24 protein-coding genes are annotated in these 26,812 nt (G+C 66.4%); 18 read left to right on the top strand and 6 right to left on the bottom strand.

Translation table 11 applies throughout. From position 1 onward, the window contains the following. Positions 1 to 57: 57 nt before the first annotated feature. From mnmH to KPB06_RS16750, 3 genes are all read left to right on the top strand, one after another. Positions 58 to 1,188: a tRNA 2-selenouridine(34) synthase MnmH gene (gene mnmH / locus KPB06_RS16760; RefSeq protein ID WP_059584154.1), complete on the top strand. Its 1,131-nt coding sequence runs from the start codon at positions 58 to 60 to the stop codon at positions 1,186 to 1,188. Beyond that, positions 1,185 to 2,243, top strand: a complete 1,059-nt coding sequence (locus tag KPB06_RS16755) for a permease (protein WP_059584152.1) — start codon at positions 1,185 to 1,187, stop codon at positions 2,241 to 2,243. The genes mnmH and KPB06_RS16755 overlap by 4 nt, the downstream gene beginning before the upstream one ends. Before the next feature lie 100 nt (positions 2,244 to 2,343). Next, entirely contained in the window at positions 2,344 to 2,766 is a 423-nt protein-coding gene (locus KPB06_RS16750; RefSeq protein ID WP_059584150.1) for a hypothetical protein, read from the top strand. Between the two features lie 51 nt (positions 2,767 to 2,817). On the opposite strand, the gene KPB06_RS16745 is transcribed toward KPB06_RS16750, so the two are convergent. Both KPB06_RS16745 and nodI read right to left on the bottom strand, forming a co-directional pair. Further along, the gene (locus KPB06_RS16745; RefSeq protein ID WP_059584149.1) at positions 2,818 to 3,651 is read right to left on the bottom strand and encodes an ABC transporter permease; all 834 of its coding nucleotides are present in this window, start codon (positions 3,649 to 3,651) and stop codon (positions 2,818 to 2,820) included. A 6-nt stretch (positions 3,652 to 3,657) separates the two neighbouring features. After that, on the bottom strand, positions 3,658 to 4,572 hold the full coding sequence (gene nodI / locus KPB06_RS16740; protein WP_059584147.1) for a nodulation factor ABC transporter ATP-binding protein NodI: 915 nt from the start codon (positions 4,570 to 4,572) through the stop codon (positions 3,658 to 3,660). A 330-nt stretch (positions 4,573 to 4,902) separates the two neighbouring features. Between nodI and KPB06_RS16735 the strand changes: the two genes are divergently transcribed. Then, positions 4,903 to 5,400, top strand: coding sequence for a universal stress protein (locus KPB06_RS16735; RefSeq protein ID WP_059584146.1), 498 nt, complete (start codon positions 4,903 to 4,905; stop codon positions 5,398 to 5,400). A gap of 87 nt (positions 5,401 to 5,487) precedes the next feature. On the opposite strand, the gene KPB06_RS16730 is transcribed toward KPB06_RS16735, so the two are convergent. Genes KPB06_RS16730 through lexA form a run of 3 tightly spaced genes read right to left on the bottom strand, consistent with a single transcriptional unit; the run spans position 5,488 to position 7,245 of the window. Further along, positions 5,488 to 6,207, bottom strand: a complete 720-nt coding sequence (locus KPB06_RS16730) for a DUF2939 domain-containing protein (RefSeq protein ID WP_059584144.1) — start codon at positions 6,205 to 6,207, stop codon at positions 5,488 to 5,490. A gap of 29 nt (positions 6,208 to 6,236) precedes the next feature. Beyond that, positions 6,237 to 6,572 carry a hypothetical protein gene (locus tag KPB06_RS16725; RefSeq protein WP_006476078.1) on the bottom strand — a complete coding sequence of 112 codons (336 nt, stop codon included), beginning with the start codon at positions 6,570 to 6,572 and terminating at the stop codon, positions 6,237 to 6,239. Between the two features lie 25 nt (positions 6,573 to 6,597). After that, the gene (lexA, locus tag KPB06_RS16720) at positions 6,598 to 7,245 is read right to left on the bottom strand and encodes a transcriptional repressor LexA (protein WP_006476077.1); all 648 of its coding nucleotides are present in this window, start codon (positions 7,243 to 7,245) and stop codon (positions 6,598 to 6,600) included. A 264-nt stretch (positions 7,246 to 7,509) separates the two neighbouring features. Here lexA and KPB06_RS16715 point away from each other — a divergent pair, with 264 nt between their 5' ends. The 5 genes from KPB06_RS16715 (at position 7,510) to KPB06_RS16695 (ending at position 12,583) form a co-directional block, all read left to right on the top strand. Further along, positions 7,510 to 8,547: a sulfate ABC transporter substrate-binding protein gene (locus KPB06_RS16715; protein ID WP_059584143.1), complete on the top strand. Its 1,038-nt coding sequence runs from the start codon at positions 7,510 to 7,512 to the stop codon at positions 8,545 to 8,547. A 136-nt stretch (positions 8,548 to 8,683) separates the two neighbouring features. Continuing rightward, the gene (gene cysT / locus KPB06_RS16710; protein ID WP_046545642.1) at positions 8,684 to 9,577 is read left to right on the top strand and encodes a sulfate ABC transporter permease subunit CysT; all 894 of its coding nucleotides are present in this window, start codon (positions 8,684 to 8,686) and stop codon (positions 9,575 to 9,577) included. Next, a complete protein-coding gene (gene cysW / locus KPB06_RS16705; RefSeq protein WP_059584141.1) occupies positions 9,574 to 10,509 on the top strand; it encodes a sulfate ABC transporter permease subunit CysW in 936 nt (311 codons plus the stop codon). Before cysT ends, cysW begins: the two co-directional genes overlap by 4 nt. 13 nt (positions 10,510 to 10,522) lie before the next feature. Beyond that, positions 10,523 to 11,581 (top strand): sulfate/molybdate ABC transporter ATP-binding protein, encoded by a 1,059-nt coding sequence (locus KPB06_RS16700; RefSeq protein ID WP_059584139.1) that lies wholly within the window; start codon positions 10,523 to 10,525, stop codon positions 11,579 to 11,581. 75 nt (positions 11,582 to 11,656) lie between these two features. Beyond that, positions 11,657 to 12,583, top strand: coding sequence for a CysB family HTH-type transcriptional regulator (locus tag KPB06_RS16695; protein ID WP_034186954.1), 927 nt, complete (start codon positions 11,657 to 11,659; stop codon positions 12,581 to 12,583). Between the two features lie 100 nt (positions 12,584 to 12,683). Here KPB06_RS16695 and KPB06_RS16690 read toward each other — a convergent pair whose 3' ends face one another. Continuing rightward, positions 12,684 to 12,950, bottom strand: a complete 267-nt coding sequence (locus KPB06_RS16690; RefSeq protein WP_275906169.1) for a hypothetical protein — start codon at positions 12,948 to 12,950, stop codon at positions 12,684 to 12,686. A 343-nt stretch (positions 12,951 to 13,293) separates the two neighbouring features. On the opposite strand from KPB06_RS16690, the gene KPB06_RS16685 reads away from it, so the two are divergent. The 9 genes from KPB06_RS16685 (at position 13,294) to KPB06_RS16645 (ending at position 26,609) form a co-directional block, all read left to right on the top strand. Beyond that, on the top strand, positions 13,294 to 14,244 hold the full coding sequence (locus KPB06_RS16685) for a sugar ABC transporter substrate-binding protein (protein WP_059584137.1): 951 nt from the start codon (positions 13,294 to 13,296) through the stop codon (positions 14,242 to 14,244). 145 nt (positions 14,245 to 14,389) lie between these two features. Then, complete coding sequence (locus tag KPB06_RS16680; protein ID WP_059584136.1) at positions 14,390 to 16,003, top strand: sugar ABC transporter ATP-binding protein; 1,614 nt, start codon at positions 14,390 to 14,392, stop codon at positions 16,001 to 16,003. Further along, positions 16,000 to 17,019 (top strand): ABC transporter permease, encoded by a 1,020-nt coding sequence (locus KPB06_RS16675; RefSeq protein WP_059584134.1) that lies wholly within the window; start codon positions 16,000 to 16,002, stop codon positions 17,017 to 17,019. Before KPB06_RS16680 ends, KPB06_RS16675 begins: the two co-directional genes overlap by 4 nt. Positions 17,020 to 17,054: 35 nt before the next feature. Further along, positions 17,055 to 18,086, top strand: coding sequence for a LacI family DNA-binding transcriptional regulator (locus tag KPB06_RS16670; protein ID WP_050012587.1), 1,032 nt, complete (start codon positions 17,055 to 17,057; stop codon positions 18,084 to 18,086). Then, entirely contained in the window at positions 18,083 to 19,012 is a 930-nt protein-coding gene (rbsK, locus tag KPB06_RS16665; protein WP_275920499.1) for a ribokinase, read from the top strand. Before KPB06_RS16670 ends, rbsK begins: the two co-directional genes overlap by 4 nt. A gap of 286 nt (positions 19,013 to 19,298) precedes the next feature. After that, positions 19,299 to 21,071 (top strand): methyl-accepting chemotaxis protein, encoded by a 1,773-nt coding sequence (locus tag KPB06_RS16660; protein WP_060010123.1) that lies wholly within the window; start codon positions 19,299 to 19,301, stop codon positions 21,069 to 21,071. Positions 21,072 to 21,619: 548 nt separating this feature from the next. After that, positions 21,620 to 23,542, top strand: a complete 1,923-nt coding sequence (locus tag KPB06_RS16655; RefSeq protein WP_027784391.1) for a PrkA family serine protein kinase — start codon at positions 21,620 to 21,622, stop codon at positions 23,540 to 23,542. 125 nt (positions 23,543 to 23,667) lie between these two features. Next, complete coding sequence (locus KPB06_RS16650) at positions 23,668 to 24,936, top strand: YeaH/YhbH family protein (protein WP_006476064.1); 1,269 nt, start codon at positions 23,668 to 23,670, stop codon at positions 24,934 to 24,936. Then, positions 24,933 to 26,609 carry a SpoVR family protein gene (locus KPB06_RS16645; protein WP_059584130.1) on the top strand — a complete coding sequence of 559 codons (1,677 nt, stop codon included), beginning with the start codon at positions 24,933 to 24,935 and terminating at the stop codon, positions 26,607 to 26,609. The genes KPB06_RS16650 and KPB06_RS16645 overlap by 4 nt, the downstream gene beginning before the upstream one ends. The last annotated feature ends 203 nt before the right edge of the window (positions 26,610 to 26,812 follow it).

Below are 26,812 nucleotides of genomic sequence, written 5' to 3'. Positions count from 1 at the left end.
TCCGCCTTCCGCGCCCATGCGGCTTCTCGAGCCGCATCGCCCCTGTTCGACGCCAAATTGAAGAACCTGATTGTCACCCTCGATCGCGCCGGCGAGTTCGACGAGATCATCGACGTGCGCACGCCGCTCGAGTTCGCCGAGGACCATATCCCCGGCGCGCTGAACGCGCCCGTGCTCGGCAACGAGGAGCGCGTGCTCGTCGGCACGATGTACCGGCAGGTGTCGCCGTACGAGGCGACGCGCGTCGGCGCGGCAATGGTGGCGCGCAACATCGCGCGCCATCTCGACACGACGTTCGCGGACCGTCCGCGCAACTGGCGGCCGCTGATCTACTGCTGGCGCGGCGGCAAGCGTTCGGGCTCGATGACGACCTGGTTCAACCTGATCGGCTGGAAGGCGCGCCAGCTCGACGGCGGCTACAAGGCGTACCGCCGGTCGGTGTGCGCGACGCTCGATTCGCTGCCTACACGCTTTCGCTACATCGCGCTCGTCGGCCATACGGGCTGCGGCAAGACGCGCCTGCTGAACGCGCTGGGCGACGTGGGCGCGCAGACGCTCGATCTGGAAGCGCTCGCGTGTCATCGCGGCTCGCTGCTCGGCGCGCTGCCGGGCAAGCCGCAGCCGGCGCAGAAGGGCTTCGATTCGGGGCTCGTCGAGGCGCTCGGACGCTTCGACCCCCAATGGCCGGTGTTCGTCGAGTCGGAAAGCCGCAGGATCGGGCTCGTGCAGTTGCCGATCGCGCTGATCGAGGCATTTCACGCGGGGCCGTGGGTTCAGGTCGAAGCCGCCCACGACGAGCGGATCGCGTTCCTTCTCGACGATTACGCCCATCTGTTCGACGCGCCGGACGCGTTCAAGGCGCAGCTTCATCGGCTGATCGGCCTGCACAGCCGCGAAGCGGTGACGCGCTGGAAGGGGCTGATCGATGCCGGCGCGCGAGCCGAATTGTTCACGGAACTGATCGACAGGCATTACGATCCCGCCTATGCGCGCACTTACCGCGCGACGTACAACAAGCCGAACCGGGTGCTGACGTTCACGTTCCGGCCCAACGCGGCCGACGTGCACGATCAGGCGCGCACGCTGCTGGCCGAACTCGCGCAAGCCGGGCTGCCCGCATCGGCCGCATTTGCGGCCGGCACGACATCCGAAATCGATAAAAACCACTCGACGACCATCACACGATGACGACCACACGCACCCAACCCAACCCGGCCCTCGGCTGGATGACCTTCCTGCTGATCGCGGTCGCGGGACTGTTCTACGTAAAATGGTTTCCGTACTACAACAAGGCGTTCGTTGCCGCCGAGCACCATTCGATCGGCCAGTCGATCCTGATGGGCACGTCGGCGGCCGCGCCCGAGCCGTCGCTGAAGGCGGCGCTCGACTACGCGTGGGCATACGGCAAGGCGATCTGGCAGGCGATGGTGCTGGGCCTGCTGCTCGGCTCGGCCGTGCAGGCGCTGCTGCCCGCGCACTGGGTGGCGCGCGTGCTCGGTCGCACGGGTTTCGGCAGCGTCGCCGCGGGCGGGCTGCTGTCGCTGCCCGGGATGATGTGCACGTGCTGCGCGGCGCCGGTCGTCGCGGGCCTGCGTGCGCGTCATGCGTCGCCGGGCGGCGCGGTCGCGTTCTGGCTCGGCAACACGGTGCTGAACCCGGCGGCGCTGGTGTTCATGGGCTTCGTGCTCGGCTGGCACTGGAGCGCGCTGCGCCTCGTGCTCGGCATCGCGATGGTGTTCGGGATCGGCTATCTGCTGAATCGCGTCGCACGTCCCGAAGACCGCAGCATCGACGATGCGCAGCTTGCCGCGCTGGCGGCCGAACAGGCCGCGGCCGGCAATCCGTTCGTCCGCTGGATGAAGCTGCTCGCACGCATGGCCGTGCGGCTCGTGCCCGAATACATCGTGCTCGTGCTGCTGCTCGGCGCCGCGCGCGCGTGGCTGTTTCCGCATATCGGCCCGGACATCGGCAATCAGCTCGGCTGGATCGTCGCATTCGCGGTCGCGGGCATGTTGTTCGTGATTCCGACGGCCGGCGAGGTGCCGATCATCCAGGCCATGCTGTCGCTCGGCATGGGCGTCGGTCCGGCCGCCGCGCTGCTGATGACGCTGCCGCCGATCAGCGTGCCGTCGCTCGCGATGCTCGCGCGTTCGTTCAAGCCGTACATGCTGGCGATCGTCGCGACGCTCGTCGTCGTATTCGGGATCGTGAGCGGCTTGCTCGCGATCGCGTTCGGGTTCTGACGCGCGCAACGGCGCGCCCGTCGCGCGCCATCGTCGTATTCACCCGGCGCCGCCGCTTCATGCGTGCGGCGCCCTTTACAAGAAGCAAACAGGAAAACGCATGACCCAACCGAAGATTCATCCTCGACTCGAAAAGGCGCTGACGCGCGGCGATCTCGCGATTCGTCAGGCCAATTCCGCGCGGGCGACGGCCGTGCTGCACGCACTCGGCACGATGATCATCGAGGCCTCCGCCACGATCGGTGTCGAGGCCAGTATCGACATTCCGCAGGGCGATCGCATTTACGATCCCGTCAACGGCCTGTGGCCGCAGAAGATGCTGGTGTCGTTCGACGGCCCGGTGGACGAAGCCGACAAGGAAGAGCTGCGCACGGTGTATCTGGTGGCCGACGATCCGGGCACGCAGTTCCGCGTGGAATGGCATCGCGCGGACGGCAAGCTCGGCCGCCACGAAGGCGGCCCGCTCGCGACCGTCGCGTTCCTGACCGACGTCGAAATTCCGTGGAGCGACGACGACGAGTAACGTCGTCGCATTTGGCCGGCGGCCGGTGCGTGGTGCCCGACGCGCCGGCCGTCAGCGCATCATCCGCCGCCGGAACAGCCACGCGGACAGCAGGAATCCGCCGACCGCGTAGCCGGCGAGCACCGCGACGTGCAGCGCGATGTCGGTCGCCGGCCGGCCGAGCATCGCAGGCCGGATCAGCTCGACCGCATTCGCAAGCGGCAGCGCCTGCGCCGCATGCCGCGCGATCGGTGGCAACTGCGTGATCGGGAAGAACACGCCCGACAGCAGCAGCATCGGCGTCAGCACGAGCGTCTGATAGAACATGAAGAAATCGTAGGATGGCGCGAGCGCCGTGACGATCATCGCGATGCTGGCGAACGCGAGACCGGCCAGCGCGATCACCGGCAGCACCGCGAGCATCGACGGAAAGCGTGCATAGCCGAGCACGCCCGCGACGAGCATGATCGCGCCCCCCGACAGCATCGCCTTGCTGGCCGCCCACACGATTTCGCCGAGCACGATGTCGCCGAGCGCGAGCGGCGTATGCATGATCGCTTCCCACGTGCGCTGCACGTGCATCCGCGAGAAACCCGAATACATCGACTCGAAGCTCGCGGACATCATCACGCTCGAGCCGACCGTGCCGGCCGCGAGGAATGCGATATACGACACGCCGTCGACATGGCCGAGCATCAGGCCGAGCCCGAAACCCAGCCCGAACAGATAGATCATCGGATCGGCAAGATTGCCGAACATCGACGCGAGCGCGAGCTTGCGCCACACGAGGTAGTTGCGTCGCCAGACGGCGACCCAGTTGCCTGCATTGGCCGGCATCGCGATCGCGAAGCGTGATTCGCGCGGCGGGGCCGACGGCGTGGTGGCGGAATAGTTGCGGACGTCCATGGTCGTTCAGTCCTGCATCTCGCGGCCGGTGAGCCGCAGGAACACATCTTCCAGATTGGCGGGGCGATGCAGATAGCGCAATCCTGTGCGGCCCTTGAGGCGCGCGCCGAGCGGTTCGGGATCGGTCACATAGCAGAACAGCGTCTCGCCGCTGATCTCGGTGCGCTTCGCGAAGGCCGACAACTCGTCGCGCAGCGCGGCCGGATCGGGCCCGTAGATCTCGATCACGTCGCAACCGATCTCCGATGCGATCAGGGCATGCGGCGCGCCTTCGGCGATCTTGCGGCCTTGCTCGATCACGCACAGCCGATCGCACAGACGCTCGGCTTCTTCCATGAAATGCGTGGTGATCAGGATCGTCTTGTCGCGCGCGAGCAGCGAACGCAGCCGCTCCCACATCAGATGCCGCGCCTGCGGATCGAGGCCCGTCGTCGGCTCGTCGAGCACGAGCACGTCGGGATCGTTGACGAGCGCGCGGGCGAGCGTGAGGCGACGCTTCATGCCGCCCGACAACTCGCCCACCTTCGCATCGGCCTTGTTCTCGAGCTTCGCGAATTCGAGCAGCGGCGGCACGAGCGCGCGTGCCGCCTGCGCCGACATCCCGAAATAGCGGCTGAACACGAGCAGGTTTTCCCGGACCGTGAAGTCCGGATCGAGATTGTCGAACTGCGGGACGACGCCGACGCGCTGGCGTGCATGTCGGGCACGCGATGGAACCGGTTCGCCGCACAGCGAAATGGTGCCGGCATCGGGATGCGCGAGGCCGAGCAGCATCTTCAGCGTCGTGGTCTTGCCGGCGCCGTTCGGGCCGAGCAGGCCATAGCATTCGCCGGCCTTCACGTGGAAGGACAGGCCGTTGACGACGAGCTTGTCGCCATAGCGTTTTTCGACGTTGCGGAAATCGATCGGTGCGACGGACATGGGCGCTTGTCGTTGTAAGCGGGCGTGTGCTGCTGCCCCGTGCGTGGCCGGTTTCCGAACGGATCGCACGAATCCGTGTCACACGGGCGTGACCGAAGCGCACGATGCCGGCGCGACGCGGCTCGCTGGTGTACGAATGGGCCATTCTAGTGCATCGGCTGCGTCGCTTCAGGGCACGCCCGCCCGGTGCGATGCATGTGCGCACCGATCATGCACCGCATCATCGCGCACGCGCGACGCGGGGCGAATCAGCGTTTTCCATCCCTTGCGTCCTGAATTGCGGCGCACCATGATGAATGCGTCGGCTCGTTGTCGCGATAGGGAGGCTTCATGGCTAGCTACAACAAGATTTTGCTGTGTTACGACGGCACGCTCGAAGGGCGCAAGGCACTACGCTGCGGAGCCAATCTCGCAATGGACCTGAAGGCGGAAACGCATTTGCTGTCGGTCGTCGACATGCGTTCGAGCATTGCGCAAAGCGCCGGCTTGCTGACCGATGTCGCATGCGGCCGCTTCGAGGAAACCGCGCGCGAAATCCTGCAGGAAGGCGTGAACTGGCTGCGCGAGCGCGGTGTGCAAGCCGAGGGCCATTTCGCCTTCGGTTATCCGATCGACGAAATCGCGAATCTCGCGTCGGAGCTGAAGGTCGACCTCGTCGTCGTCGGCCACCGGTGCCGCAGCGGATTGTCGAGATGGTGGATGGGCTCGGGCAATACGCAACTGCTCGATCGCGTGAACTGCAGCATTCTGGTGGCGTGTTCGTCGGCGGAAGAGCAGAAGGCCGAAATCGCGCGCGAGCGCGAGGCGGCCATGGCGACCGGCCAATGATCTAAAGACTGGATGACGACCTGACTGGCGATGCATGCCGGTCAGGCATCGCGCTGGATCGGCGGAGCGGGCGTCCAGCGCGGCCTGCTATGCATGCAGGTCGATCCCGGACAATTTCCACGAGAACAGCCCGAAGCGGTGAAAGATCGCCGCATAGCGCGTGCCGTCGGCGCCGCGCTGATACGTGACGACGAATTCATCGATATTTCGGTAGCCCGCGCTGGTTTGTTGCTGGCGCGGCGCTTGCGTTGCTTCGCTCGGGCTGGCCGGTGCGGCCGGCGCGGGGGCCGGCGACGATGCCGCCGAAGCGGCCGCGGTGCCGCCCGGTACGCCGTTACTTGCCGGCGCCGGATGGGCGGGTGGCGCGGCAGGCGTGTTGCCGGGCGCATTGCCCGCCGGCGGCTGATTCGACCAGTCAGGCGGACGCTCGCCCGGATTGCCGCGCGGCGGCAATCCACTCATCAGCGCGGCGACGCCTTCCGGGGTCGCGTACGCATCGACGAGCGGGCCGATCAGCGCGGACCCGATCAACGCGCCGATCACCGCGAACGGATTGTCCTTTTTTACGGCGTCGACGCGGCGCATCAATTCTTCCGTGACCTGCTGCTTCAGGCTGATGCGCAGCGACGGAAAGTCCACATATTCGCTGATCGCCTGCGCGTCGCGCGCATCGATCGCCGATTTCAGGCGGCCGAGCGCGACATACGGCGACGCGTACCCATAGCCGAGCGCCGCAATAACAGCGACGACGAGCGCGACGATCAACAGGGGCTTGAGTCGCCATGCACGGCGCGACGAACCAGTCACGTTGCCTCCGGTGCGGGAAGGTTCCGCAATCAGAGACCGCCCGGCGTGGCCGATCGTTCCTCCGCGATGCAGCGATCGATCATCCGGCAAACGGCGTCGATCGTGCCCACCATGATCAGGCGCGAACGACCGTGATAGACGCGCACCGGCGCGCGACGCGCGGGTTCCGCGTGATTCAGGCCAGCGTTCAGCGATACGCGCGCGAACGCGGGGAGCGCTGACGGCAGCAGGGACGCCTGCCGTTCGACTGCGACTTCTTCTTGCACGGGCGCCGCCGCGGACAGCGGAGCGCAGGGCGTGCGGCCGCGCAGATGACGCAGGCGACCGAATTGACGGAAAGGCAGCAGGCGGGCAAGGCGTTCCATGATGTTCTCCTAGCGAGACGGAATGTCAGAGTTCGCCCGAGCGGATCAGCCCGACGGCGATGCCTTCCAGCGCGAAATCCGCGCTGCCGGCCTTGACGAAGATGTTTTCGTAATCCGGGTTCTCCGCGATCAGCTCGAGGCCGCCGGGCCGGCGCATCAGGCGCTTGACCGTGACGTCGTCGCCCAGGCGCGCGACGATGATCTGGCCGTCCTTCGCTTCCGTGCGCTTCTGCACGGCGAGGAGGTCGCCGTCGAGAATGCCGGCGTCGCGCATCGACAGCCCGCGTACCTTCAGCAGGTAGTCGGGCTTGCTGGTGAACAGCGCGGGATCGCACGCGTAGTGCTGCGAGATGTGCTCCTGCGCAAGGATCGGGCTACCGGCCGCGACGCGGCCGACGAGCGGCAGCGACAGTTGCATCAGGCCGGCGTGCGGCAGCGTGAACTGATGCGGGGCGTCGTCGATGCCGAGCAGCCGGATGCCGCGCGATGCGCCCGCGGCCAGCTCGATCACGCCCTTGCGCGCCAGCGCACGCAGGTGCTCCTCGGCCGCATTCGGCGAGCTGAAGCCCAGTTCGGCCGCGATCTCGGCACGGGTGGGCGGGAATCCGGAGCGCTCGATCGCGCGGCGGATCAAGTCGAACACTTGCTGCTGACGGGCGGTGAGTTTGGTCATGGCTCAACTGTATGGATAGACAGTGAGCTGTATTTTTATACAGTACTTCGTGAATTTCAAGTGTTACTTGAGGTTCGACGCGATTGCGTCGATTCCGGCGTGATTTCGCGACGCCCGGACGCCGGTTTGTCCGCCGCAACCGTCCGTCCCGTATGCGTTAGCACTTTTGAGTATTAAAAAATGAGGAAGGATTATTTTTAATCATGTAACCCGTTCGATAGACTGGCCCGACATCGCAATACCGACAACACTGGAGAACCAAGGATGGGCAAGCGCAACACGGGGCTGGTGGGCGGAGTGGGCCGCCTGATCGCAACATTCGCGCTGGGCGCGGCGGCGGCGCTGGGCGTCGCGACGCATGCGCAGGCCGATACGACTTTCCTGAATGTGTCGTACGACCCGACGCGCGAGCTGTATCAGGATTTCAACCAGGCGTTCGGCAAGGAGTGGAAGGCGAAGACGGGCGAAACCGTCAACTTCAAGCAGTCGCACGGCGGTTCGGGTGCGCAGGCGCGCTCGGTGCTCGACGGCCTGCAGGCCGACGTCGTCACGCTGGCGCTGGCGTACGACATCGACGCGCTCGCGAACAAGGGGCTCGTGAACAAGGATTGGCAGAAGCGCCTGCCCGACAACGCGTCGCCGTACACGTCGACGATCGTGTTCCTCGTGCGCAAGGGCAATCCGAAGGGGATCAAGGACTGGGACGACCTGACCAAGCCGGGCATCTCGATCGTCACGCCGAACCCGAAGACGTCGGGCGGCGCGCGCTGGAACTACCTGGCCGCATGGGCGTACGCGCTGCACAAGCCGGGCGGCAACGAGCAGACGGCGAAGGAATTCGTCACGAAGCTCTACAAGAACGCGGGCGTGCTCGATTCCGGCGCGCGGGGCGCGACGACGAGCTTCGTGCAGCGCGGGATCGGCGACGTGCTGATCGCATGGGAGAACGAGGCGTTCCTGTCGGTCAAGGAATTCGGCACCGACAAGTTCGAGATCGTCGTGCCGTCGGTGAGCATCCTGGCCGAGCCGCCTGTCGCGGTGGTCGACAAGGTGGTCGACAAGAAGGGCACGCGCAAGCTGGCGGAGGCGTACCTGAATTACCTGTACAGCCCGCAGGGCCAGGAAATCGCGGCGCGCAACTACTACCGGCCGCGCTCGAAGAACGTGCCGGCTGAACTGACCAGGCAGTTCCCGAAGCTGAAGCTGTACACGGTCGACGACACGTTCGGCGGCTGGACGAATGCACAGAAGACGCATTTCGCGGACGGCGGCGTGTTCGATTCGATCTACAAGCCGCAGTAACGCACGCAGTCACACCATAACGACCAAGCGGCGCGCCACGACAGCGCGCCGCATCCCCGACGGGCCGCCGGCGCGATGCACTGCGCCGGCGTTTGCGTCGGACCCGTGAGCAGCATCGACCCAGCAAGCGCATCCGATGACGACGTATACCTTTCGCAAGCCGAGCGCGCTGCCCGGCTTCGGCGTGACACTCGGCATCACGGTGGCCTATTTGAGCCTCGTGGTGCTGATTCCGCTCGCCGCCACGTTCCTGAAGACCGCGACGCTGTCGTGGGACCAGTTCGTCACCGCCGTCACGTCGCCGCGCGTGCTCGCGTCGTACCGGCTGACGTTCTCGGCCGCGCTCGGCGGCGCGCTGATCAACGCCGTGTTCGGCTTTCTCGTCGCGTGGGTGCTGGTGCGCTACACGTTCCCGTTCAAGCGCCTCGTCGATGCGGTCGTCGACCTGCCGTTCGCGCTGCCGACCTCGGTGGCCGGCATCTCGCTCGCGGCCGTCTACGCGACCAACGGCTGGGTCGGCCAGTATCTCGCGCCGCTCGGCATCAAGATCGCGTTCACGCCGGCCGGCGTGCTGGTCGCGCTGACCTTCATCGGGCTGCCGTTCGTCGTGCGCACCGTGCAGCCGGTGCTCGAGGATTTCGAGCGGGAGCAGGAAGAAGCCGCCGCGTGCCTCGGCGCGTCGCGCTGGCTGACCTTCCGCCGCGTCGTGCTGCCGGCCGTGCTGCCGGCGCTGCTCACCGGTTTCGCGCTCGCGTTCGCGCGCGCGCTCGGCGAATACGGATCGGTGATCTTCATCGCCGGCAACGTGCCGATGAAATCCGAGATCACGTCGCTCCTGATCATCACGAAGCTCGAACAGTACGACTACGCGGGCGCGACCGCGCTGGCGGTCGTGATGCTGGTGGTGTCGTTCCTGATGCTGCTGCTGATCAACACGCTGCAGTGGTATCTGCAGCGCAGGACGAGCAAGGGCGCGAGCGGTCCGGCGCCCGCCACCGTCAACGCCGTCGCGGCAGGAGGCCAGCAATGAGCCAGGAGGCCACCGTCGTGCTGAAAACCCCGTCGTCCGCCGTGCGCGCCACGAAGCGGCTCGACCCCGTCAGCGAGTCGCGCGTCGTGCGCTGGCTGCTCACGGGCATCGCGCTCGCGTTCCTCGCGTTCTTCCTCGTCGTGCCGCTCGCCGCGGTGTTCGTCGAGGCGCTGCGCAAGGGCGTCGGCTTCTATCTCGAATCGCTGGCCGATCCCGATGCGTGGTCGGCGATCAAGCTGACACTGACCGTCGCCGTGATCGCGGTACCGCTGAACCTCGTGTTCGGCGTGTGCGCATCGTGGGCGATCGCGAAGTTCGAATTCCGCGGCAAGGCGCTGCTGACGACGCTGATCGACCTGCCGTTCTCGGTGTCGCCGGTGATCTCCGGCCTCGTGTACGTGCTGCTGTTCGGCGCGCAGGGCTGGTTCGGGCCGTGGCTGCAGGATCACGACGTGCAGATCATCTTCGCGGTGCCGGGCATCGTGCTCGCGACGATCTTCGTCACGTTCCCGTTCGTCGCGCGCGAGCTGATTCCGCTGATGCAGGCGCAAGGCACCGACGAGGAAGAAGCGGCGCGCGTGCTCGGTGCATCGGGCTGGCAGATCTTCCGCCGCGTGACGCTGCCGAACGTGAAATGGGGCCTGCTGTACGGCGTGATCCTGTGCAATGCGCGCGCGATGGGCGAGTTCGGCGCGGTGTCGGTCGTGTCCGGCCACATCCGCGGCGTGACCGACACGATGCCGCTGCACGTGGAGATCCTGTACAACGAATACAACTTCGCGGCGGCGTTCGCGGTGGCGTCGGTGCTGGCGCTGCTCGCGCTCGTCACGCTCGCGCTGAAGCTGATCGCCGAGCGTCATCTCGCCGCCGAACTGGCCGACGCCGTTCCCGCACATGCCGGCCCTGTCGGCGCCGTTTCGTCGAAATCGTAAAGAGGCAACCAGAATGGGTATCACCGTCCGTAACCTTCAGAAGCGCTTCGGCGATTTCACGGCGCTCGACAACGTATCGCTCGACTTCCCGCCCGGCGAACTGGTCGCGCTGCTCGGGCCGTCCGGCTGCGGCAAGACCACGCTGCTGCGCGTGATCGCGGGCCTCGAGCACGCGGACGCCGGCCAGGTCGTGCTGCAGGGGCTCGACGTCGCGTCGGTCGGCGCGCGCGACCGCCAGGTCGGCTTCGTGTTCCAGCACTACGCGCTGTTCCGCCACATGACCGTGTTCGAGAACGTCGCGTTCGGGCTGCGCGTGAAGCCGCGCCGCGAGCGGCCGTCGGAAGCCGCGATTCGCGAGAAGGTGCACGAGTTGCTCAAGCTCGTGCAGCTCGACTGGCTCGCGCAGCGTTACCCGTCCGAGCTGTCGGGCGGCCAGCGCCAGCGCATCGCGCTCGCCCGCGCGCTCGCGGTCGAGCCGAAGGTGCTGCTGCTCGACGAACCGTTCGGCGCGCTCGACGCGAAGGTCCGCAAGGAACTGCGCGGCTGGCTGCGTCGCCTGCACGACGACTTGCACATCTCGACGATCTTCGTCACACACGATCAGGAGGAGGCGCTCGAGGTGGCCGATCGCATCGTCGTGCTGAACCGCGGCCACGTCGAGCAGGTCGGCAGCCCGCAGGACGTCTACGATCATCCGCAAAGCGCGTTCGTGTACGAGTTTCTCGGCGCGGCGAACCGGCTGCCGGGCACGGTCGCCGGGCGCGGCTTCGTCGCCGACGGCGCGGCTGCGCCGATCGAGGTCGACGCCGATTTCGCGGGCCCCGCGAATGCGTACGTGCGGCCGCACGATCTGCAGCTGTGGCCGGCGGGCGAAGGGCACCGCGACGGCATCGCGGTGGACGTGCGGCGCGTGATTCCGCTCGGCGGTTCGGTGCGCGTGGAGCTGGAGGCACGCGCGGGCGGCGCGCTCGAGGCGGAACTCGACCGCGACGCCTGGCGGGCGCTCTCGCTGCAGGTCGGCGACGGCGCGACGGCCGTGCCGCGTGCCGTGCGGGTATTTCCCGCGCGTTGACGAGGCAATGTGGGGCAAAGGGCGGGATTCGCTCCGATTCGACAATCAAACAACGACAGCCTAAGAGGCATACCCATGAATTTTCAGCAATTGCGGTTCGTGCGCGAAGCGGTGCGCCAGAACATGAACCTGACCGAAGTCGCGAACGTGCTGTACACGTCGCAGTCGGGCGTGTCGAAACAGATCAAGGATCTGGAGGATGAACTGGGCGTCGACATCTTCATTCGGCGCGGCAAGCGGCTGACGGGGCTCACGGAGCCCGGCAAGGCCGTGCACCAGCTGATCGAGCGAATGCTGCTCGACGCCGAGAACCTGCGGCGCGTCGCGCGCCAGTTCGCCGATCAGGACAGCGGCCACCTCGTCGTCGCGACGACGCACACGCAGGCGCGCTACGCGCTGCCGAAGGTGATCCGGCAGTTCACCGAGGTGTTTCCGAAGGTGCATCTCGCGCTGCGCCAGGGCAGCCCGCAGCAGATCGCGCAGATGATCCTGAACGGCGAGGCCGATCTCGGCATCTCGACCGAGGCGCTCGACCGCTATCCGGACATCGTCACGTTCCCGTGCTATTCGTGGCACCACACGGTCGTCGTGCCGAAAGGCCACCCGCTCGTCGGCCGCGAGAACCTGACGCTCGAGGAAATCGCCGAGTACCCGATCATCACGTACGACCAGGATTTCACGGGCCGCTCGCACATCGACCAGGCATTCACGCAGGCGGGCGCCGTACCCGACGTCGTGCTGACCGCGATCGACGCGGACGTGATCAAGACCTACGTCGAGCTCGGGATGGGGATCGGCGTGGTCGCGGCGATGGCCTACGATCCGCAGCGCGACACGGGGCTCGTCGCGCTCGATACGCAGCACCTGTTCGAGGCGAGCACGACACGGGTCGGGCTGCGCAAGGGCGCATTCCTGCGCGCGTATGCGTACCGGCTGATCGAAATGTTCGCGCCGCACCTGAACGAAGCGGAAATCGCCGGGCTGTTGCGCGAAGCCGTTTGACCATTGCGCGTCGCGCGCCGTCCGGGCGGATGCCGCGGATGCCGCGCGACACGCTTACCTTGCCGTCCGACGCACCGGGCGGCGGCAGGGGGAGGCGCCGTCACGATCGAAGCCTCGGCCGAGGTTTTCGATCCGATGCTTCACGCCAGACGGCGATCGATACACGTTCCCACGCCAACGGAAAAACAGGAACGACCTGCCGAACCTCGGCGCGGCACACGAACCGGCAGTTTCCCCATTCACGCAACAGCGCCGTCCGACTCGCCGCTTCCGTCATGGTCGGCGACAGGTCGCGACGACGAATGCCCGCGCGCCGCGCGTCGATATCGTCGGCGCAAAGCGCGTTGTCCACGACGAACCGCGCCATCGTCGGCCGCCGCCCGCGAAGCGAGCGCTTCGGCGAGCAGCCGTCGCGAGTGTCGCATTTGCGCGTCGCGAAGCCCGCTCGCGCGCTCCGAATAAACCCTTAAATATTGATCAGACAGGTTGCGCGCCGAAGCGAATCGGTACAGCATAGCCTTCACTCCGCCGGCGTTCCGCCGGCGGTGGCGCGTCGACGACAGCACGCGCCAGGCAGTCGGCCGTCTGCCTCGCTTCCATTCCGTGGTACCGACAGCAGCATCGATGGCCATTGCCCGGGTAGTGTGGCGCAAACGTTTGCTCACATTAAAACAACAATCCGGCCTTCGGGCCGTCGCCAGGAGATGTGTATGAATGTCCGCTTTCGCCGTCGCTTCCTGACCGCCGCGCTCGCCGCCGTCGCGGTGGCCGCGGCACCGGTTGTCCACGCGCAGTCCGCGGCCAAGCCGAAGGTCGCGCTCGTGATGAAGTCGCTCGCCAACGAGTTCTTCCTGACCATGGAAACGGGCGCGAAGGAATACCAGAAACACAACGCGAACCAGTTCGACCTGATCACGAACGGCATCAAGGACGAGACCGACACCGCGAACCAGATCCGCATCGTCGAGCAGATGATCGTGTCGAAGGTCGACGCGATCGTGCTCGCGCCGGCCGATTCGAAGGCGCTCGTACCGGTCGTGAAGAAGGCCGTCGACGCCGGCATCGTCGTCGTGAACATCGACAACCGGCTCGATCCCGACGTGCTGAAGTCGAAGAACCTGAACGTGCCGTTCGTCGGCCCGGACAACCGCAAGGGCGCGCGCAAGATCGGCGATTACCTCGCGAAGCGGCTGAAGGCGGGCGACCAGGTCGGCATCGTCGAAGGCGTGTCGACGACCACCAACGCGCAGCAGCGCACGGCCGGCTTCCAGGACGCGATGAAGGCGGGCGGGATGAAGGTCGTGTCGGTGCAGTCGGGCGAATGGGAGATCGACAAGGGCAATGCGGTGGCCGCCGCGATGCTCAACGAATACCCGAACCTGAAGGCGCTGCTGTGCGGCAACGACAACATGGCGATCGGCGCCGTGTCGGCCGTGCGCGCGGCCGGCAAGCAGGGCAAGGTGCTCGTGGTCGGCTACGACAACATCAACGCGATCAAGCCGATGCTGAAGGACGGCCGCGTGCTCGCGACCGCCGACCAGTACGCGGCGAAGCAGGCCGTGTTCGGCATCGACACGGCGCTCAAGGCCATTGCCGAGCATCGCAAGCAGGCCGAGATGTCCGGCGTGGTCGAGACGCCGGTGGATCTCGTGACGAAGTAACGCCGCACCGGTCCGGCCGCCGGCCTCAAGAATCCGGCGCGGCGGCCGTTATCCGGTGTGAGCGCGATCACGGCCACTGCATGCACATGCACTTGTGAGCGTCATACCCGCGCGCCGCGTGCGCGCGGCCGCAATCAGGATCGCGATGGAACCGACCTTCCAACCCTCCCGTTCAGCCCACCCCGTGCTGTCCGTCTCCGGCATCGGAAAGACCTATGCCGAACCCGTGCTCGCCGACGTCACGCTGACGCTCGATGCAGGCCAGGCGCTCGCGCTGACCGGCGAGAACGGCGCGGGCAAGAGCACGCTGTCGAAGATCATCGGCGGGCTCGTCGACCCGACCACCGGTACGATGCAGCTCGGCGGCGAGGCCTATGCGCCGGCGAGCCGCACGCAGGCCGAGGCGCTCGGCGTGCGCATGGTGATGCAGGAGCTGAATCTGCTGCCGACGCTGACCGTCGCCGAAAACCTGTTTCTGAACCGACTGCCGCGCCGCTTCGGCATCATCGATCGCGCGCGGCTGCGCGACGACGCGCGCGCGGCGATGGCGCAGGTCGGGCTCGACGCGGTCGACCCCGATACGCCGGTCGGCGCGCTCGGCATCGGCCACCAGCAGATGGTGGAGATCGCCCGCAACCTGATCGGCGACTGCCGCGTGCTGATTCTCGACGAGCCGACCGCGATGCTGACCGCGCGCGAAGTCGAGCTGCTGTTCGAGCAGATCGACCGGCTGAAGGCGCGCGGCGTCGCGATCGTCTACATCTCGCACCGGCTCGAAGAGCTCGCGCGCGTCGCCGAGCGCGTCGCGGTGCTGCGCGACGGCCGGCTCGTGCATGCGGGCGACATGGCGGCGACGACGTCCGACGGGCTCGTCACGCTGATGGTCGGGCGCGAGATCGGCGAACACATCGATCTCGGCGAGCGCCGGTTCGGCGCGCCGCGGCTCGCGGTATCGGGCCTCACGCGCGGGACGGCCGTGCGCGACGTGTCGCTGGAGGTGCGCGCGGGCGAGATCTTCGGCATCTCCGGGCTGATCGGCGCAGGGCGCACCGAGCTGCTGCGGCTGATCTACGGCGCCGATACGCCGGACGCCGGGACGATCGCGGTCGGCCAGCCGCTGAAGCCGGCGCGGATCGCGTCGCCCGTCGAGGCGGTGAAGCTGGGCATCGCGCTGATCACCGAGGATCGCAAGGGGGAAGGGCTGCTGCTGTCGCAGTCGATCACCGCGAACGTTTCGCTCGGCCAGCTCGACCGGCTCGCGCGCGGCGGCATCGTCGATTCCGCACGCGAAACGGCGCTCGCCGAGCAGCAGATCGAGGCGCTGCGGATCCGCACGCACGGCGCGGCGCAGGCGGTCGGCGAGCTGTCGGGCGGCAACCAGCAGAAGGTCGTGATCGGCCGCTGGCTCGCGCGCGACATGGGTGTGCTGCTGTTCGACGAGCCGACGCGCGGGATCGACGTCGGCGCCAAATTCGAGATCTACACTTTGATGGGCGCGCTCGCGCGCGAAGGCCGCGCGCTCGTGGTCGTATCGAGCGACCTGCGCGAGCTGATGCTGATCTGCGACCGGATCGGCGTGATGTCGGCCGGGCGCATGACCGCCGTGTTCGAGCGCGGCAACTGGACCCAGGATGCGCTGCTGGCCGCGGCATTCGCCGGCTTCGGCCGCGAGACGCCGGCCGCCGCCATGCAGCATCCGGACGCGGAGCAGGCGCGCGGCGCCGCTTCGGGCACTTCGACGACAGGACGACAGCAATGACCCAGCCTCCCGTATCCCCGACCGATGCAGGCGCGCAGCAGGACGTGACCGGGCGCCGCGCGCGCACGCTGTCCGGCACGCGGCTCGGCCTGTCGAACTATCTCGGGCTCGCCGGCGCGCTGGCCGCGATGATCGCGCTGTTCTCGGCGCTGAGCTCGCATTTCCTGACCTACGACACGTTCAGCACGATCGCGAACCAGATTCCCGATCTCGTCGTGATGTCGGTCGGGATGACCTTCGTGCTGATCATCGCCGGGATCGACCTGTCGGTCGGCTCGGTGCTCGCGCTCGCCGCGTCGATGGTCAGCGTCGCCGCGCTGAAGTGGCAGTGGGGGCCGCTGCCGGCCGCGCTGATCGGGATCGCGGTCGCGACCGCGACGGGCGCGCTGACCGGCGCGGTCACGGTCGGCTGGCGGATTCCGTCGTTCATCGTGTCGCTCGGCGTGCTGGAGGCCGCGCGCGGCCTCGCGTACCAGCTGACGAATTCGCGCACCGCGTATATCGGCGACGCGTTCGATTTCCTGTCGAACCCGATCGCGCTGGGCATCTCGCCGGCGTTCCTGATCGCGGTCGCGGTGATGATCGCCGCCCAGTTCGTGCTCACGCGCACCGTGTTCGGGCGCTATCTGGTCGGGATCGGCACGAACGAGGAAGCGGTCCGACTTGCAGGGGTTAACCCGCGGCCGTATAAAATCCTCGTATTCGCACTGATGGGCGCGCTCGCGGGGCTCGCGTCGCTGTTCCAGATTTCGCGGCTCGAGGCGGCCGATCCGAACGCGGGCGCGGGCCTCGAACTGCAGGTCATCGCCGCCGTCGTGATCGGCGGCACGAGCCTGATGGGCGGGCGCGGCTCGGTGATCAGCACGTTCTTCGGCGTGTTGATCATTTCCGTGCTGGCCGCGGGGCTGGCGCAGATCGGTGCGAACGAGCCGACCAAACGGATCATCACGGGCGCGGTGATCGTCGTGGCGGTCGTGCTCGATACGTATCGCAGCCGGCGTACGCGCGTGCGGTAAAAAGACAGACAGAACAGACCAGAGAGAAACGGGAAATGGCGACGATCAAGGATGTGGCGGCCATGGCGGGCGTGTCATTTACGACCGTCTCGCACGTGGTGAACAATTCGCGGCCGGTGTCCGCGGATGTGCGTGCGAAGGTCGAGGGCGCGATCCGCGAGCTGAATTACGTGCCGTCGGCCGTGGCGCGCTCGCTGAAGGCGCGGGCGACGGCGACGATCGGCCTCGTCGTGCCGAACAGCACGAATCCGTACTTCGCCGAGCTGGCGCGCGGCATCGAGGATCAGTGCGCGGCCAACGGCTATTGCGTGTTCTTCTGCAATTCGGACGACGATCCCGTGAAGCAGCGCAACTACCTGCGCGTGCTGCAGGAAAAGCGCATCGACGGGCTGATCGTCGCGTCGGCGGGCGAGGACGCGGTGCTCGCGCAGACGCTCGCCGATATCCATGCGCCGCTCGTCGTCGTCGATCGCAACATCGAGGGGCTCGCGGCCGATCTCGTGCAGATCGACCACGAGCGCGGCGCGTACCTGGCGACGCGCCACCTGCTTGAGCTCGGGCACGCGAAGATCGGCTGCATCACCGGGCCGACCGACACCGCCGTCAGCGCGATGCGCGTGCACGGCTTCATCCGCGCGATGGCCGAGCGCGGGGTCGACATCGTGCCGGGCGCGATCGCGGAAAGCGATTTTTCGTGCCTGGGCGGCTATCACGCGGCGTCGCGGCTATTCGAATCGGTGCGGCCGAGCGCGATCTTCGCGGGCAACGACCTGATGGGCGTCGGCGCGCTGCGCGCGGCGGCCGAGCGCGGGCTGCGCGTGCCCGACGACTGCTCGATCATCGGCTTCGACGACATCGAATTTTCCCGCTACACGTATCCGGCGCTGTCGACGGTCGGCCAGTCGGTGCGCGCGCTCGGCGAAATGGCCGCGCAGACGCTAATCGAACGGATCGGCGGCGGTTCCACGGCCGTGCCAAGCCGTCGCCGCGTCGTGTCGCCGCGCCTCGTGCTGCGCGAATCGACGGCGGTCTATCGCGAGCCGGCCGCGCCGGGCGCTCGCGCATGACGGCGAGCGTAACGGGCGCCGGCCGCGTGACGGTGGTCGGCAGCCTCAACATGGATCTCGTCGTGCGGGCGCCTCGGCTGCCGCTGCCGGGGGAAACGCTCGCCGGACATGCGTTCGCGCAGGCGGCGGGCGGCAAGGGCGGCAACCAGGCCGTCGCCGCCGCCCGGCTCGGCGCGCAGGTCGCGATGATCGGCTGCGTCGGCGCGGATGCGCACGGCGCCGCGCTGCGCGCGGGCCTCGAGGCCGAGGGAATCGACTGCGCGGGGCTCGCGACGAGCGCGTCGGCGTCGACCGGCGTCGCGCTGATCGTCGTCGACGACGGAAGCCAGAACGCGATCGTGATCGTCGCGGGCGGCAACGGCGAGGTCACGACCGATACGATCGCGCGGCACGAGGCCGCGCTGGCGGCGGCCGACGTGCTGATCTGCCAGCTGGAGACGCCGCCGGACGCGGTGTTCGCGGCGCTGTCGGCCGGGCGCCGCCTCGGCCGCACGGTGGTGCTCAATCCGGCGCCGGCCGTCGCGCCGCTGCCGGACGGCTGGCTGCCGCTCGTCGATTACCTGATCCCGAACGAGGTCGAGGCGGCCGCGCTGACCGGGCTGCCGGTGCGCGATCCGGCGCAGGCCGAAACCGCCGCGCGGGCGCTCCAGGCCGGTGGCGCGCGCAACGTGCTGATCACGCTCGGCGCGCGCGGCGTGCTTGCGCTGACGGCCGACGGCGCCGCGCGCCACTATCCGGCGCCCGTCGTGCAGGCCATCGACACGACGGCGGCCGGCGACACCTTCATCGGCGGCTTTTCCGCACGGCTCGCGGCCGGCGCGGACGTCGACACGGCCATCCGCTTCGCGCAACGCGCGGCGGCGGTGTCGGTCACGCGCGCGGGCGCGCAGCCGTCGATTCCGACGCGCGCCGAATTGGCCGACTAGGGCCGGATCCCCGGTTTTCCGGTTCCATCGCGCTGCCGGTCCGTCGCATGAGACGGCTGGCGGCGGCCCCGCAATGCTTGGCGTTTCCACTGGCCTTTGGCGATTCCCCATCCCGACCCGAATTCCGTCATTTATTCAGACTTATGAAATAAACAGACGAATAATTCGAAATAAACACGCTAAAACCATCAAGTTATGCGTCGTGCGGTCGTAAATGCACCAAGTGAAGCAATGCTTCGAGCCAACGGGCCAGGCCCGTTCAAGACGACGCAACACAGGATGGATGATGGTGTTCAGGAACCTGACGATTCGAGCGCGCATCGGTTTCACGATGGCGTTTCTGGCGGTACTGCTGGCGGTGACCGGCGTGCTCGGTCTGCACGGGATGACGCGTTCGAACGATTCGACGCGCGAGATTTTCACGAACCAGATGCCGAGCGCGGTCGACGTGGCGATGGCGGAAATGTTCGCCGCGCGCGAGCGCCTCGCGCTCGACCGTGCCGCGCTGCTGGTCGGCACGCCCGACTCGGCGGCGGCCATCGAGCGCAGCCGCGCGATGCGGGCGCAATCGGACGCCTGGTGGCAGAAGTACCTTGCGCTGCCGCGCGACGCCGACGAGGACCGGCTCGCACAGGACGTCGTCGCCCGGCGCAAGGTGCTGCAGAGCAGTTGCGACGCGTTCGCGAGCGCGGTCGCGGCCGGCGACCACGAGCGGATCGGCGACGGCGCCAAGCAGCTTCAGGCGCGCTATACCGAGCTGGCCGCGGCCGGTGAAGCGCTGCGCGGCTTCCAGTTCACCAATGCGCAAGCGCGCTTCGATCAGGCCGAATCGGTGTTCGAGACGATGCGCGTGCTGTCGATCGTCGTGCTGCTGGTCGGTATCGGCGCCGCGGTGCTGTCGTGGCTGACGCTGAGCCGCGCGATCGGCCGCCCGATCGCCGATGCGCTGTCGCATTTCGACGCGATCGCCGCGGGCGACCTGCGCCGGCCGATCGTCGTGGACCGGCGCGACGAGATGGGCCAGTTGCTGGCAGGCCTCGCGAGGATGCAGCGCGGGCTCGTCGACACGGTGCGCACCATGCGCGGCGGCAGCGAGTCGATCGCGACCGCGGCCCGCCAGATCGCGGCCGGCAACATCGACCTGTCGTCGCGTACCGAGGAACAGGCTGCTGCGCTGCAGGAAACCGCGTCCAGCATGGAGCAACTGACGGGCACCGTGAAGCAGAATGCGGACAATGCGCGTCAGGCAAGCTCGCTGGCCGCGAATGCGTCCGAAATTGCGAACAAGGGCAACACGGTGGTCGGCCAGGTGGTCGGCACGATGGGTGAGATCAACGACAGCTCGGCGAAAATCGCGGACATCATCGCGATCATCGAGGGAATCGCGTTCCAGACCAACATTCTGGCGCTGAATGCGGCCGTCGAAGCCGCGCGGGCGGGCGAGGAAGGCCGCGGCTTCGCGGTCGTCGCGGGCGAAGTGCGCAGCCTCGCGCAGCGCTCGTCGAGCGCGGCGAAGGAAATCAAGGCGCTGATCGACGCGTCGGTGGAGCGTATCCGGACGGGCTCGACGCTGGTCGACGAGGCGGGGCGCACGATGAGCGACGTGATCGGCGCGGTCCAGCGCGTGACGGACATCATGGGCGAGATCGCGGCGGCGTCCGAGGAACAGAGTGGCGGGATCGACCAGGTGGCGCGCGCGGTCGCGCAGATGGACGAGGTCACGCAGCAGAATGCCGCGCTCGTCGAGGAAGCCGCGGCCGCCGCGCAGTCGCTCGAGGAGCAGGCGGCCCGCCTGCGCGAAACGGCGGCGGTATTCCAGCTCGACGACGAGGCGGCACGTGCGGGCACCGTCGTTGCCGTTGCCGCACGTCATGCAACGCGTGCGCCTTCCGCGCCGACCGCTGCGCCCGCACCGGCTGCCGCGCGCGTCGAGCGCGAGGCCGCGCCGAAACGCGCGAGCGCCGCGATGCCGGCGCGCAAGCCCGCCGCCGTGTCGGCCGCCCCCGCACCCGCGCCGGCCGCCGCGACCGCCGGCGGCGACGACTGGGAGACGTTCTGATTCGCGTGCGCCGCGTATCTATCCCCATTTGGTGACGACGCCCGCGATCCGCGGGCGTTGCCGTTTCTGCGGCGGACGAAATGTGACGGTGCGGACGAGTCGATCGCGCATCGGCAGGTGTGCCGAGCGTCGCGCACCGAGAGATTCGCCGGAATGCGCTGCGTGCGCGTCATGTTCCCGCGTTCGTCGTACGGGTATGTCCGTAAGGGACTGCGAAAAAAATTTGTAACGGTTCGCGCGGCGTGTCATCGCACGCGGCCGCTCGAACGTAAAGGGATGAAGGGAGGAGGTGGCGACGTCGGCGGTGTCCAACGCACGAGACGTTTCGGTGTTCGACGAGACGCGGCGGATGCAGTTTCTGCGGCTCGGGAGATCGATTGTAAAACGACGAAATGCGTTGTCCAAGCGGTGTTGTCGAGAATGACGAACTTCATACGAAGAGTTCGTGAAAAAAAATAAGAAAGGGTTTAGGATGAATTCGAACGCGCTTGCTTCTGCGCAGTCATACGAAGGCAGGCACGTCTTCAGACTCAGGCGAGGGAGGTAGCATGGATATTTACAGCAGCTTCGCGAACCGCTTCGAAAAAACGCGAGAGGAAGAGCTCTCGCTGGAGGAGTATCTCGCGCTCTGCAAGAACGATCCATCCGCGTACGCGACGGCTGGTGAACGCATGCTGGAAGCAATCGGGGAACCTGAACAGATCGATACCCGCAACGACCCGCGCCTGTCGCGGATCTTCGCGAACAAGGTCATCAAGGTGTATCCGGCATTCCGTGAGTTCTACGGAATGGAGGAGGTGATCGAGCAGGTGGTCGCGTACTTCCGCCACGCTGCGCAAGGTCTTGAAGAGAAGAAGCAGATCCTCTATCTGCTGGGCCCGGTGGGCGGCGGCAAGTCGTCGATCGCCGAGCGCCTGAAGCAACTGATGGAGCGCGTGCCGTTCTATGCGCTGAAGGGCTCGCCCGTCAACGAGTCGCCGCTCGGGCTGTTCGACTACGACGAGGATGGTCCGATCCTCGAGGAACAGTACGGCATTCCGCGCCGCTACCTGAAAAGCATCCTGAGTCCGTGGGCCGTCAAGCGCCTGCACGAATACAACGGCGACATCCGCCAGTTCCGCGTGGTGCGCCGCTATCCGTCGATCCTGCGGCAGGTCGGCATCGCGAAGACCGAGCCGGGCGACGAGAACAACCAGGACATCTCGTCGCTGGTCGGCAAGGTCGACATCCGCAAGCTTGAGCAATACGCGCAGGACGATGCCGACGCGTACAGCTACTCGGGCGGCCTGTGCCTCGCGAACCAGGGTCTGCTCGAATTCGTCGAAATGTTCAAGGCGCCGATCAAGGTGCTGCACCCGCTGCTGACCGCGACGCAGGAAGGCAACTTCAAGGGTACCGAAGGTTTCGGCGCGATTCCGTTCGACGGTGTGATTCTTGCGCACTCGAACGAGTCGGAGTGGAAGGCTTTCCGCAACAACCGCAACAACGAGGCACTGCTCGACCGGATCTTCGTCGTGAAGGTGCCGTACTGTCTGCGCGTGTCGGAAGAGATCAAGATCTACGAGAAGCTGATCCGCAATTCGTCGCTGGCCGAGGCCGTATGCGCGCCGGGCACGCTGAAGATGATGTCGCAGTTCTCGGTGCTGTCGCGCCTGCACGAGCCGGAAAACTCGAGCCTGTTCTCGAAGATGCAGGTGTACGACGGCGAGAATCTGAAGGACACCGATCCGAAGGCGAAGTCGTACCAGGAGTATCGCGATTACGCGGGCGTGGACGAAGGGATGACCGGCGTGTCGACACGCTTCGCGTTCAAGATCCTGTCGCGCGTGTTCAACTTCGACACGAGCGAGGTCGCGGCGAACCCGGTGCATTTGATGTACGTGCTCGAACAGCAGATCGAACGCGAGCAGTTCCCGCCGGAAACCGAGCAGAAGTACCTGTCGTTCGTGAAGGACGTGCTCGCGTCGCGCTATGCGGAGTTCATCGGCAAGGAGATCCAGACGGCGTATCTCGAGTCGTATTCGGAGTACGGCCAGAACATCTTCGACCGCTACGTCACGTATGCGGACTTCTGGATCCAGGACCAGGAATTCCGCGATCACGACACGGGCGAGAGCTTCGATCGCGCCGCGCTGAATGCGGAGCTGGAGAAGATCGAGAAGCCGGCCGGGATCAGCAATCCGAAGGATTTCCGCAACGAGATCGTGAACTTCGTGCTGCGCGCACGGGCGGCGAACGCTGGCAAGAACCCCGTGTGGACGAGCTACGAGAAGTTGCGGGTCGTGATCGAGAAGAAGATGTTCTCGAATACCGAGGAACTGTTGCCGGTCATTTCGTTCAACGCGAAGGGCTCGGCGGAGGAGCAGCGCAAGCATGAGGACTTTGTGAACCGGATGGTCGCGAAGGGCTATACGCCGAAGCAGGTGAGGCTGCTTTGTGACTGGTACCTGCGCGTGCGCAAGTCGTCATGACACGCGCGGTATCGCGCCCGTACGGCGAGTCCGTACGGGCACTTTCAGAGGCGCCACCCGCATGACGGCAGACGGCATGCGCGGCGAGTGCCCCGGCAGATCGACTTTCGAGCGGGAGACCGGGAGTGCTTCATCAAATCATCGACCGCAGGCTGGCCGGCAAGAACAAGAGCATCGCCAATCGCGAACGCTTCCTGCGTCGCGTCAAGAACTACATTCGTCGCGCCGTGTCCGACGCGGTGCGCGACCGTAGCATCAAGGATATCCAGAGCACGCAGAGCATCACGATCCCGCGCAAGGACATCGCGGAGCCGAATTTCCGGCACGCGCCGGGCGGGCGTCGTGAATACGTGCACCCCGGCAACGAGGACTACGTGCGCGGCGACAAGATCCCGCGTCCGCAAGGCGGCTCGGGGGGCGGCGGCAGTCAGGCGAGCAACGAGGGCGAAGGGCAGGACGACTTCGTGTTCGAGCTGTCGCGCGACGAGTTCATGCAGTACTTCTTCGACGATCTCGAACTGCCGCGCCTCGTGAAGACGCACCTGCTGACGGTGCCGAGCTGGAAGAACGTGCGCGCGGGCTGGTCGGCGGAAGGCACGCCGAACAACATCGACGTCGTGCGTTCGCTGCGCAGCGCGCTCGGCCGGCGCATCGCGCTCGGCTCGCCGCTCGTCAACGAGTTGCGCGAGCTCGAGGCGCAGCTCGAAGCGCTGAAGAGCGACCCCGAAGACCGCCGCGCGGAAATCGCGACGCTCGAAGCCGAGATCCATCACCTGAAAGGGCGCATCTGGCGGATTCCGTTCATCGACCCTTTCGACCTGCGCTACATCAACCGCGTGAAGCAGCCGCAGCCGTCGAGCCAGGCCGTGATGTTCTGCCTGATGGACGTGTCGGGCTCGATGGACGAGCAGCGCAAGGATCTTGCAAAGCGCTTCTTCATCCTGCTTTACCTGTTCCTCAAGCGCAACTACGAGCGCATCGAAGTGGTGTTCATCCGCCACCATACGCGCGCCGAGGAGGTCGACGAGGACACCTTCTTCCATTCGACCGAAAGCGGCGGCACGGTGGTGTCGAGCGCGCTCGAACTGATGCGTAAGGTAATGGACGAGCGCTACTCGCCGACCGAGTGGAACATCTACGGCGCGCAGGCGTCCGACGGCGACAACTGGACTGACGATTCGCCCAAGTGTCGCAAAATCCTGGAAGAGGATATCCTCACCAAGACGCGTTACTTCGCGTATATCCAGGTCGCGCCGGAAGAGCAGAACCTGTGGCTGGAATACGCGCAACTGGCCCTGTCGCAACCGCATCTCGCGATGAAAAAAGTGGAATCGGCTGCGGACATTTACCCGGTGTTTCGCGAATTGTTCGAAAAGCAGGTGGAAATGTCATGACGAGCCGCCATCTGCACAACGAGTCGCGCGGCTACGAGCCGCGCCCTTCCGGCGACGACACGGCCGGCCCTGCCGCATCGCAGCAACCCGGGCAGGCCGAGCCGCCGCCGGCCGCCGACTTGCCCGGTTCCGGGCAAAAGGAAGCGCGTATGAACGTTGCCGAACGCAAGCCGCTGCCGTGCCCGTCCGACTGGACGTTCGAATTGCTCGAGGAATACGACACGCACATCTCGCAGGTCGCCGAACAATACGAGCTCGACATCTACCCGATCCAGCTCGAACTGATCAGCGCCGAGCAGATGATGGACGCGTATGCGTCGGTCGGGATGCCCGTCAACTACCGTCACTGGTCGTTCGGCAAGCACTTTCTCGCGACCGAGAAGAGCTACCGCCGCGGGCAGATGGGCCTGGCCTACGAAATCGTCATCAATTCGAACCCGTGCATCGCGTATCTGATGGAAGAGAACACGATGACGATGCAGGCGCTCGTCATCGCGCATGCGGCGTACGGGCACAATTCGTTCTTCAAGGGCAACTACCTGTTCAGGCTGTGGACGGACGCGCACGCGATCATCGACTATCTCGTGTACGCGAAGAATTACGTCGCGGAATGCGAGGAGCGCTACGGCCTCGATCGCGTCGAGGAACTGCTCGACTCGTGCCATGCGCTGATGAACTACGGCGTCGACCGCTACAAGCGGCCGCAGAAGCCGTCGCTGTCGAAGGAAGCGGCGCTGCGGCGCGAGCGCGAGGCGTACCTGCAGTCGCAGGTCAACGAACTGTGGCGCACGCTGCCGGGCAAGAAGCCCGAACTGACGGAGGAGCAGGAAGACCGCTATCCGCCCGAGCCGCAGGAGAACCTGCTGTATTTCGCCGAGAAGAATGCGCCGCTGCTCGAACCGTGGGAGCGGGAGGTGATCCGTATCGTGCGCAAGATCGGCCAGTATTTCTATCCGCAGCGGCAGACGCAGGTGATGAACGAAGGCTGGGCGACGTTCTGGCACTACACGCTGCTCAATACGCTGTACAACCAGGGGAAGCTGGAAGACGGCTTCATGATGGAGTTCCTGCACTCGCACAGCAACGTGGTCTATCAGCCGCCCGTCACGAAGCCGTACTACAGCGGGATCAACCCGTATGCGCTCGGCTTCTCGATGATGAGCGACATTCGCAGGATCTGCGAAGCGCCGACGGAAGAGGACTACAAGTGGTTTCCGGAGATCGCGGGCACGCCGTGGCTGCCGGCGATGCACTACGCGATGCGCAACTTCAAGGACGAGAGCTTCATCGCGCAGTACCTGTCGCCGAACCTGATCCGCGAGATGCGGCTGTTCTCGGTGCTCGACGACGACATGCGCGATTCGCTCGAGGTATCGGCGATCCACGACGATTCCGGCTATCAGTACGTGCGGCAGGCGTTGTCGCGGCAGTACGACATCCATCACCGCGAGCCGAACATCCAGGTATGGGCCGTCAACACGCGCGGCGACCGCAGCCTCACGCTGCGCCACTTCATGACCGACAACCGCCACCTGTCGAACGACAGCGACGAAGTGCTCAAGCACATGGCGCGGCTCTGGCAGTTCGACGTGTACCTGGAAAGCGTCGACGAGGCCGGCACCGTGCGCAAGCGCTACGAGTGCCGCTACGTGCCGCCGGAGGTTCGCGTGTGATCGTCGCGGTCGAGCATGTTTGCATCCGACGCCAGCCTGCCGGCTGGCGTTTTCATATGACGAACGGGTGGCGGGAGAAAAATTTTCTACATCCGGACGAACCCGCAAAGCCTGTTACTTTACATTTCGCTAAAATCCCGTAGCGCCGTGCGCCGGAACCGGTGCCACGCGCGACCGCACGCGGCGGCCCCGGCCGTCTCGCC

The sequence above is a fragment of the Burkholderia semiarida genome (genome assembly GCF_029268935.1).
Classification (GTDB): Bacteria; Pseudomonadota; Gammaproteobacteria; order Burkholderiales; family Burkholderiaceae; genus Burkholderia; species Burkholderia semiarida.
This window is presented reverse-complemented; position numbering and strand designations above follow the sequence as displayed.